Below are 8997 nucleotides of genomic sequence, written 5' to 3'. Positions count from 1 at the left end.
CCAACTCACAGGCAATCTGATAATTGGTCTGCCCCTTGCCCACCAACCGCGCCACATCCAACTGCCGAGGCGACAGCTGATTGAAAATCGCCGGGATCTCCTCCCGATCAGCCTCACTGACCGTACCGTCTTCCGAATCCGCAGTGCCTGAGACAAACGGAGCACGGCGAACCCGATCCAGATCCTGATACAGGTCATCGATCGATTCCGACAAATACTGCAACTTCTGGTTCAGATGCCCCAGTTGCAACGTCTTGTGCCGCTCCTGCAAGGCTATTTCCTGGCGCTGCAAGCCTTCGAGCAACTCACCCAGGTCAATCGGCTTCTGATAGTAATCGGCAATGCCGGCTCGCAGTGCCTTGATTACGTCCTGCTTGTCGGCACGCCCGGTGAGCATGATCGCTTCGAACGCACGGTGCTTGCCGGACAGGCGTTGCAGTTCCTGCACCAGTTGAATCCCGTCCAGCCCGGGCATCTGCAAATCACACAGCACCAGACCGATGTCGGTGTCTTCGTTGAAACGTTCGATGGCTTGATGACCGGATTCACAAGGCACACAACGGTAACCATTGCTCTCGAGAAATTCGCAGAGTTCTTCAACGACCAATGGCTGGTCGTCGACCACAAGGACTTTTACTGCTGAGGTACGCTTGTTCACGTGCAACTCCCTGCAAGGTCAAAAGGCTGACCGTTCCTGTACATGCAGCCGCTGGCTGTACAGCTACTTGTTGCATGAAAGTAGTCGTACTTTTCCACTCTGTACAAAAACTCACGACTAGCGGAGCCAGGCAAATGTCAGCATCAACCCCACCAACAGGAAGGGCGCAAAAGGCTGTTTTTTTGACACTCCAGGCTTCAAGTACAGCAAACGATCTCTAAGCCCTTGACCGAAATGAAGCCAGACTCTTGGCGCCAGCAGCAGCCATACGACACTGGCCAATCCTGCACCGATAAACACGCCTAAAACATGCCGACCGTCGGTCGCCAGCCCAAGGGCGATCATGAGTTTTACATCACCACCGCCGAGTTTTCGCATGGCGTAACCGGGTAAGGTGAAAGCCAGCGCGAGCAATGCCGCCCAGCCACCCTGCTCTGCCGGCGCGCCCAGCCAGGTGCTGCCGCTCCACAGCAGATACGCCAATGCAAAAGCCCCTGCGCCCAGGGTCAAACTGTTGGCGATGTGCCGTTGCCGTGCATCCTGCGCCGCGCACAGTGCCAGCCAGATCAGTAGGACAATGCTCTGCATCCGGTAAAAAACGTCCGTTTTGGCTGAATGATTCTATGCTGACATTACCTCGTGATGGTCAGGGTAGACGCACTCATGAAAACCAGCCTCCCCCACAAACAAAAAGGCGCCGCGGCGATTGAATTCGCCCTGGTGTTCGTCATCTTTTTCGCGGTGTTCTACGCAATCGTCACTTACAGCCTGCCGCTGTTGCTGATGCAGTCGTTCAACCAGTCGACTGCCGAAGCCGTGCGCCGAAGTGTGGCGCTGGACCCGAACACACCCGGCTATGAAGCCGCGCTCAAGACCGTGGTCAAAGACGAACTGAGCCGACAATTGGCGTGGATTCCTGTTGCTCTGAATTTCAATGTCGATACGGATGCGACCACGACCTACACCGCCGGCGTGCTGAAGGTCAGTATCAACTACCCGACCACCAAATTGAGTGCCGTCATCCCGTTTCTGACCTTGCCGGGCATCGGCCAGGTGCCGAACTTGCCAGCCACACTCACCGCCAGTTCGAGCCTGCAATTTTGAGTGCCGGCGACAAGCTCTTCGGGCGTCTGCTCAATCGCCATCCACCCGTGCCACAACCTCTCCCGGAGCCAGTAGGCATGGGCGTCGGCTTGCAGATGCATCTGGATGCCGAAGGTCGTGTGCTGCATTTGACCGGCCCGTTGCGGCATTCGCTGGCCCAACAGACGCCCACCGCGCGAGCGCCGCACCTGCTCGATTTTCTCTTGCCCCATTGCAGTCTGGTGGTCGAGGGCGCACCCGCAGACTGGCAAGGCCAGAACCTGGACCTGGACTTTTACAGCCTCAGCGGCCACCCCCTGCATTTGCGCGGCTGGATTCAACCCTTGGCCGACGCCTGGTTGCTGCAACTGCTGGACATCGGTGACTTGCTCCTCGACCGTCGACAATCACGTCTGCGCGAGCAATGCCAGTTGCTCGCGGTGCAGATCGGTGAGCAATTGCGCCTGTGCAGTCTGTCGCGTTTACCCGATGTGCTGACCGATCAACTGCAAAGCCTGGCCCAGCGTTTTCACATCCCGTGCATCGCCCTGGCGTTGCTCGATGAAGAAGAACAGGGCTGGCAGATTCATCAGCACTATGCGGGGCTCGACGGGCCACAATTGTGGCAAAACGCTCAGCGCCTGGGCACCGGCCTCGACAGTTTGAACGGCTCCGCACCGCAGGTGCTTAGCCCCATTGAACACCCGCGCCTGCAAGCGATCTTCACCAATGCCGAGGGTTTCGCCGTGCCTTATCACGATGCCCGGGGCGTGGTCGCCTGGCTGCTGTGCGGCTGCTACCCGGTGCAGCAGCGGGCGCCAGACGTCAGTGACCGCGACTGGCTTCAGTTCGCCGCCGCCCTCGCCGGCCCTCTGCTGGAGCGCTTGCGCGAACACCACCACCATCTGCAACTGGAGCGCCTGGAGTCGCTGCAAGCGCTGCTCGGCACGGGTTGGTGGGAGATGTTCAGCGACAGCGCCCAAGTGCAACTGGCCCCTTCGCTCGCCGACGCTCTGAACCTTGCAGATGCCCGCTTGCCGTCAAACGAATGGCTTGATCTGGTGCATCCCGCCGACCGCGAAGAATTGCGCAGTCGCTTGCAAGCCTTACAGGACGAAGGCGTCCCCTTGCTGATGTGCGTGCGTTTGCATCGCCCGGGTTCGACGGCCACGCCGATCTGGTATCGCCTGCAAGGCCAGGCTGTGGGTATGGGCAAAAACCGCCGTGTGGTGGGGTTCATGCTCGACATCAGCGATATCAAGAACCAGGAGCAACAGGCCGCGACCGCCCATGCCCGGCTGGACAATCTGATCGCCAGTTCCCCTGCCGTTATTTACGTGCAGCAGTATGTCGAAGGCGCGCTGCAACCGACGTTTTACAGTGACAGCCTGCTGCCGCTGCTCGGCTGGGGACTCGACGACTGTGGTGGTGCCGCGCTGGTGGACAAGGTTCATCCCGACGACCGAGACCGCTACTTCGAACGTAGCCGTTCGCTGCTGCGCGAAGGGTCGGTCAGCGTGCGCTATCGGTTGCGTGATTATCGCGGTGATTACCACTGGATCCTCGACGAAGCCAAACTGCTGCGCGATGACCTCGGCTTGCCGGTGGAGGCCGTGGGCCTGTGGCTGGACGTCACCGAAGTCACCCTGGCCGCCGAACAGGTCAAGCAAAGCGAAGAGCGCTACCGGATTCTGGTGGAAGACTCTCCGGCGATGATCTGCCGCTACCGGCCGGACCTGACCTTGACCTTCGGCAACCGGCCGCTGGCGACTTACCTGGAATGCGCGCCTGAGCAATTACCGGGGGTCGATCTGGGCAGTTGGATGTCAACCGAACAGCGGGAAGCGTTCCTCCAGCGCTTGGGCCAGTTGAGCCCGGAGTTCCCGGTGAGCACCGCAGAAATCAATCTGCAACTGCCCGGCCGCGAACACGCCTGGTGGGTCTGGTCGGATCGCGGGGTGTTCGACGCGCAGGGCCGATTGCTCGAAGTTCAGGCCGTTGGCCGCGACAACACCGAAGTGCGCCGCTCCCAGCAACAGCTCACGCAAAGCGCGAAAATGGCCACGCTGGGTGAAATGGCCACCGGCCTGGCCCATGAAATCAACCAGCCGTTGAACGTGATGCGCATGGCCATCGTCAATGTGCTTAAACGCCTGAGCAACGGCGATGTGCAGGTCGATTACCTGACCGACAAGCTCAACCGCATCGACACGCAGGTGCAACGTGCCGCGCGGGTGGTCGACCACATGCGCGTGTTCGGCCGCCGCTCGGAGATCGAACAACACCCGTTCAACCCGGCCCAGGCCATCGAAGGCACGCTGTCATTGCTGGCCGAAGGTATGCGCGGCAAGGGCGTCGATTTGCGAATCAGTGAAAGCGCTTTTGAAGTACAGGTACGCGGGTATGTCGATCAGCTTGAACAAGTGCTGATCAACCTGATGGTCAACGCGCGGGATGCGTTGCTCGGCAAACGCGAAAGCAACCCAGATTTCAAACCCTGGATTGCGGTGTACGCCGAACGGGACGAGCAATCGATGCGGCTGTGGGTCGAGGACAATGGTGGCGGTATCGACCCGCGATTGCTCGAGCGAATCTTCGAACCGTTCTTCACCACCAAACCGGTGGGCGTGGGCACGGGCCTGGGGTTGTCGGTGAGTTACGGGATTGTTGAGAACATGGGTGGACGGCTGAGCGTGCGTAACTCCACCGAGGGCGCACGCTTTTGTATCGAGCTGCCAATTGTGCCACCTACCCTGTAGGAGCGAGGCTTGCCCGCGAAGGGGTCGCCTCGGATCAGATCACCAGATAGGCTTTGCCTTTCTCGCCGCAGGTCAGGTTGAAACCGACGTCGACCTTGTTGACGTCGATGCCCAGGTTCAGCAGCAGGCTGTCGACAATCGGGTCGACCAGCGGCGCGAGCAGGCCGCTGATGGCGGTGATCAACAAGCTCACCACGTCAGACAGCGTCGACAGCAACGTACTCAACAAGCCTCCCAGCAGACTGCCAATGGCGGGTGCATGTTGAATCAGCGTGACCCCGCCGAGCGTCCCTTTCAGGCTGCCCACCACTCCGGACACCGAGACCGGATGCGTCGGGTCTGGTGAGACGTTGATTTCATGGGGATTAACAAAGGTGTAATTGGGTTCGGTTTTGCCGGCAATTGGACTATCGATCATGATCTCGCTACCGCCGCCGCCGAACGGGGTTCGTGCGCCGCAGTTAAGCAGCGTGCAGGATTTCGAGCCGATATCGACCAGAGGCAGCGGCGAAAGGCTTTGCGCTGAGGAAGAAGAGAGCCAAATGGCATCGTCGATCTGACCCACTTTAACTTGCAGAGCGGAGATGTTGGTGGTGGCGGTGAGGCTCTTGCTGGTAGGGCTGGCGCAGGAATAGTCCGTGACATAACTGCTGCCGACTCCGGCTTCAATACCGAGGTCGAGGTTCAGCCCGTTGGGCAGGATCTTCAGGTCGGTCTGGGTGCAGCTGCCAAGAATGCAACCGGGTGCCAGGAGCGTATTGACCAACCCCACGACCGGCGTCAACAGCGTGTTGACCAATTGCAAAACGGAGTTGATCAGCGACAGATCAACCGACACCAATACGCGAACCTGCGCCGTGCTCACATAAATCCTGTTCACTCCCAGCGGCGCGACTTTCGCCAGCGCCGGGTCGCCAACAGCAGAAAACTGCGGCGGCTGAATCACTTTGATGCGGGTCGACACCCCTGCCAGCCCCAAGACATTCACGGGCAACGTCGCGATCACCGCACTGTTCTTGTTGGCCAGTTGGACAAAACCCTGAATCAATTGAAACAGCTGCACCGTAGCGTCGAGCCCCGCTTCTTGCGTGCCGGTTTGCAATTGCAGCAAATCCCCCAGCTTGATCGGCGAGGCGCCGGTGGCCGCCACTTGCAAATTGGCCAGCGCGGTCTTGACCTGCGCCGTAGCGCCGTTGAGGTTCACCACGTTGGCGGCGGCTTTGATGAATTGGGTCACGGAACCCTGGGTATTCAGTAGCGCGGTGTAGTTCCCAGCGGACACGCCCAGTTCGATGGCGAGCTGGTCCATGAATTTCAGCAGGTTGATATCCGTCTTGACCAACCCGTCCCAACCGCCGACGGTCAGGTTGACATTGCCTCCCAACAACGTCGAGAACAGGGGGTTCAACAGGTTTGCTCTTGCGCTGTCGACGCTCAACAACGTGCTGCGAATACTCAATTGGGCCAGGGTGATCTTGGGTTCGGCGGCGACGGCGGTGGCGCTGAGCCGGGTCGTGAGGCTGACCGGCCCACCGGAGAGCAACGCACCAATGCCGGCTGCGATGCTGGTGTTGACAGGTCGGCTGACGATGACTTGGACGGCTGCGGTTTTAGTGGCGTCGACTACGAACGCACGGAGGTTATCCGCGCCGGTCTGCAAGGTGCCGCAACTGGCAGTCAGCGTGTTGTCCGCGGTCACGGTAAAGCCGTTGCGTGTTGCGCTTTGGCTGGCGTAGATGGTTGCGCTCTGCCCGGACTTGCAATTGCCATCGCGGCTCACGGCTTCCAGCGCTGCGGTATCCGCCACCCGTTGCAACTTGCGCTGTTCCATGTAGAGCCTGCCAGTGTCGATCACCAGCAACGTGAACCCCAGCGCTATCGCCAGGGTGGCGGCGGCCATCAAACCGATTGCCCCACGTTGCCGGGCCGGGCCGCGAAACTGCATGCGGGGAGACATGGCGCACTCCTTTGCCGGCGCGTTGCCGAGCGCTACCTCCATTGGTCAAGGCAGTGTAGACAAGGGTTGACGAGGCTGCTGGCAACTCGCCAGCCAAGACAACAAAAAACCCTGTAGGCGCGAGCCTGCTCGCGATGGCGTTGGATCAGTCAGCCTCTGTGTCGACTGACAATCCGCTATCGCGAGCAGGCTCGCTCCTACAGGGTTTGTGGGGTGTTTACCGGGGTGGATAGTTGGACAGTATCCGGGTGACGGTTTCGTGGATCGCATTGCTGCGATCGGCTGGATTGGGCGTGCGGCTGAGTATCTGTTCGTCGCTGCCGCGCCACACCAGTTTGCCGTCCCTGCCGTCGAACAGGTCGATCTGAATCGTGGCGACCTTGTATGAGACGAGCCGGGTCTCGTTGTACATCGGCGCGCCCCAGTAGCCGCTCCACGGGTTGCCATAACCGCCGCCGTAGTTGGTGGTTATCTGTTGCTGGCGTTCTTCGACAATCAGATAGGTCTGTACATTCAAGTCAGCCTTGGCACCCGTGGCAGCAGGGCGCAACCCGCGCTGATCAAGCTGATCGGTCACTGACTGGCGGATGCGTTGCTCGGTCAGGTCACTCTTGATCCGTGGATCATCGGGGCGATATTGCAAGACGGGCTCTTTCCAGCTCCAGCTGTGATAGGCGGCAAAGTCGCGGCTGGCGTCGAAGTCATGATTGACCTGGTTGGCTGCGCAGGCACTGAGCAGTGCGGCCACTGCCAGTAAAACGAAACGGCGGAACATGATGATTCTCCGGTTGAAGACATGAACCTGCGAAAGGCTTGTTATCTAACTGGGAGGATACGCCGACAGCGCCTTTTCTACAGCCTTGCGTATGGCATCCACCTGCTCACTCTGAGTGCCGCGATTGCTGGTTTCAGCGCTGGAACTCCACACGGCTTGACCGCTTTGTGCATCGTATAAATCCACTTGCACCACCACGACCTGTTCCTGATAGGTGCGGACGATCGGGACTGCGGTGTAGGCGCCGTAGCCATTGCCGTAACGGTTGTAACCGCCATAACCGCCGTAGTAGCCACCGCCGTAGTAATCGTCACGGACCTGGCGCAAACGGGTTTCCATGCGCAGGTCGGCACTGACAAACAGGTCCGCCGGACGGTTGTCATGCAACGGGCGCAAGCCGCGTTGATCGAGCGCGCTGCTGACCGCTTCGGCAACCTGGGCCGAATCTGCCCACGCGGTGCCCGGCGGCATTTGTCCGTTGAGCCAGGCCCAACTGCGATAGCGCCCATAGTCACGCGGTGGTGCCGGGTAGGCGCTGCGGTCAAAGGTATTGGCCGCCTGCGCTGGCGCCGGAGGGAGGGGCTTGGAGGACGCCACGTACGGATTGCTGCCCTGACATGCAGCCAAACCCAGACATAACAGCAGCAACCCTGAACGAATTTTCATTTTGCGCTCCGATCAGACCGGCCGGCAGATCCAGTGCAGGTAACGCCCAAGCCCGGCAAAGCTTGGGTGGCGACGGTGGGCAAGCTCCATTTCCAGCAAGTCCACCAATTCGGCGCGGGCCTGGAACTCCACCGGCATGTAATCGTGGAAAACCCGCACTCCACTCTGGGTTTCGACCTGCCACAGACCTTCAAGTTGCGCCGCCAATTCCCGTGGATCAAGGGGTTGTTGCGGGGTCAGGCTCTGCTTCTCGCCGGCCATGTCGTTCTTGCGCATCTTGCGGAAATGGCCCTTGAGCAGGTTGCGATAGATCAGCGCATCGCGATTGTAGAACGCCAGGGAAAGCCAGCCATCGGCCTTGGTCAACTGATGCAACACCGGCAGGATCGCGTGGGGCTCGGCCAGCCATTCCAGCACCGCGTGGCACAGCACCAGATCGTAAGGTTCGGTCAATTGACCCAGCAGATCCTGCCACGGCGCCTGAATGAACGTTGCGGTTTGCCCGGCTTCGGCGAAACGCTGGCGGGCGCCTTCGAGCATCGGTTCGGCGGGCTCGGCCAGCGTCACTTGATGCCCGCGTTCGGCCAGCCACAACGACATGTGGCCCAGACCGGCGCCGATATCCAGCACCCGCAATGGCCGGTCCGGCAGGGTTTCGGCCAGATCGGCCTGCAGCACCGCCAAACGGATTGCGCCTTTGGCACCGCCGTAGATTTTTTCCGCGAAACGGGTCGCCAGTTGATCGAAATGACGGTCGCTCATCAGCTGAACCTCCGCTCGCTGTCGGCCAGTTTGCTGCGCACCACGTCATTCATGTCCAGCCCCAACTCCCCGCACAGCAATAGCAGATAAAGCACGATGTCACCGATTTCCTGGCCGGCATGGGCCAGTTTGTCAGCGGGCAACTGTCGCGACTGGTCTTCGGTCAGCCACTGGAAAATTTCCACCAGCTCGGCCATTTCGACACTCGCGGCCATGGCCAGGTTTTTCGGGCTGTGAAATGGCTGCCAGTCATTGCGGTCACGGATGGCGTGCAGGCGTTCGGTCAATTCAACAAGGTTCATCGGGCTCTCCTGAAGGCGTATAGCTTCGGGGGGAT

The 8997-nt window shown here is 60.1% G+C and carries 9 protein-coding genes; 2 read left to right on the top strand and 7 right to left on the bottom strand.

The window, feature by feature from the left end; all coding sequences use genetic code 11:
• Together D8V06_RS09770 and D8V06_RS09765 are read right to left on the bottom strand one after the other, a co-directional pair.
• A partial coding sequence (locus tag D8V06_RS09770; RefSeq protein WP_130930879.1) for a response regulator occupies positions 1 to 658 on the bottom strand: 658 nt, incomplete at its 3' end.
• A gap of 117 nt (positions 659 to 775) precedes the next feature.
• Positions 776 to 1246: an A24 family peptidase gene (locus tag D8V06_RS09765; RefSeq protein ID WP_130930878.1), complete on the bottom strand. Its 471-nt coding sequence runs from the start codon at positions 1244 to 1246 to the stop codon at positions 776 to 778.
• 75 nt (positions 1247 to 1321) lie between these two features.
• Here D8V06_RS09765 and D8V06_RS09760 point away from each other — a divergent pair, with 75 nt between their 5' ends.
• Positions 1322 to 1762, top strand: coding sequence for a TadE family protein (locus tag D8V06_RS09760; protein WP_056852482.1), 441 nt, complete (start codon positions 1322 to 1324; stop codon positions 1760 to 1762).
• Positions 1759 to 4500: an ATP-binding protein gene (locus tag D8V06_RS09755; protein ID WP_130930877.1), complete on the top strand. Its 2742-nt coding sequence runs from the start codon at positions 1759 to 1761 to the stop codon at positions 4498 to 4500. Before D8V06_RS09760 ends, D8V06_RS09755 begins: the two co-directional genes overlap by 4 nt.
• A gap of 34 nt (positions 4501 to 4534) precedes the next feature.
• Here D8V06_RS09755 and D8V06_RS09750 read toward each other — a convergent pair whose 3' ends face one another.
• The 5 genes from D8V06_RS09750 to D8V06_RS09725 all read right to left on the bottom strand — a co-directional run bounded on the left by D8V06_RS09750 (position 4535) and on the right by D8V06_RS09725 (position 8962).
• Entirely contained in the window at positions 4535 to 6457 is a 1923-nt protein-coding gene (locus D8V06_RS09750) for a pilus assembly protein TadG-related protein (protein ID WP_130930876.1), read from the bottom strand.
• 217 nt (positions 6458 to 6674) lie between these two features.
• Positions 6675 to 7232, bottom strand: a complete 558-nt coding sequence (locus D8V06_RS09740) for a DUF4136 domain-containing protein (RefSeq protein ID WP_056852479.1) — start codon at positions 7230 to 7232, stop codon at positions 6675 to 6677.
• A 45-nt stretch (positions 7233 to 7277) separates the two neighbouring features.
• Complete coding sequence (locus tag D8V06_RS09735; RefSeq protein ID WP_130930875.1) at positions 7278 to 7898, bottom strand: DUF4136 domain-containing protein; 621 nt, start codon at positions 7896 to 7898, stop codon at positions 7278 to 7280.
• Between the two features lie 12 nt (positions 7899 to 7910).
• Positions 7911 to 8660, bottom strand: a complete 750-nt coding sequence (locus D8V06_RS09730) for a methyltransferase domain-containing protein (RefSeq protein ID WP_056852477.1) — start codon at positions 8658 to 8660, stop codon at positions 7911 to 7913.
• On the bottom strand, positions 8660 to 8962 hold the full coding sequence (locus D8V06_RS09725; protein ID WP_056852476.1) for a MazG-like family protein: 303 nt from the start codon (positions 8960 to 8962) through the stop codon (positions 8660 to 8662). Before D8V06_RS09725 ends, D8V06_RS09730 begins: the two co-directional genes overlap by 1 nt.
• Between the last annotated feature and the right edge of the window lie 35 nt (positions 8963 to 8997).

Source organism: Pseudomonas sp. Sample_24 (assembly GCF_004307605.1).
Lineage (GTDB): Bacteria > Pseudomonadota > Gammaproteobacteria > Pseudomonadales > Pseudomonadaceae > Aquipseudomonas.
The sequence above is the reverse complement of the archived record's forward strand: the minus strand, read 5'-3'. Positions and strand labels throughout refer to the sequence as shown.

What these genes read in the sequence shown, in the direction of transcription:
- D8V06_RS09765 (WP_130930878.1), bottom strand. Translation starts at nt 1,246, where the DNA reads ATGCAGAGCATTGTCCTACTGATCTGGCTGGCACTGTGCGCGGCGCAG.
- D8V06_RS09760 (WP_056852482.1), top strand. Translation starts at nt 1,322, where the DNA reads ATGAAAACCAGCCTCCCCCACAAACAAAAAGGCGCCGCGGCGATTGAA.
- D8V06_RS09750 (WP_130930876.1), bottom strand. Translation starts at nt 6,457, where the DNA reads ATGTCTCCCCGCATGCAGTTTCGCGGCCCGGCCCGGCAACGTGGGGCA.
- D8V06_RS09740 (WP_056852479.1), bottom strand. Translation starts at nt 7,232, where the DNA reads ATGTTCCGCCGTTTCGTTTTACTGGCAGTGGCCGCACTGCTCAGTGCC.
- D8V06_RS09735 (WP_130930875.1), bottom strand. Translation starts at nt 7,898, where the DNA reads ATGAAAATTCGTTCAGGGTTGCTGCTGTTATGTCTGGGTTTGGCTGCA.
- D8V06_RS09730 (WP_056852477.1), bottom strand. Translation starts at nt 8,660, where the DNA reads ATGAGCGACCGTCATTTCGATCAACTGGCGACCCGTTTCGCGGAAAAA.
- D8V06_RS09725 (WP_056852476.1), bottom strand. Translation starts at nt 8,962, where the DNA reads ATGAACCTTGTTGAATTGACCGAACGCCTGCACGCCATCCGTGACCGC.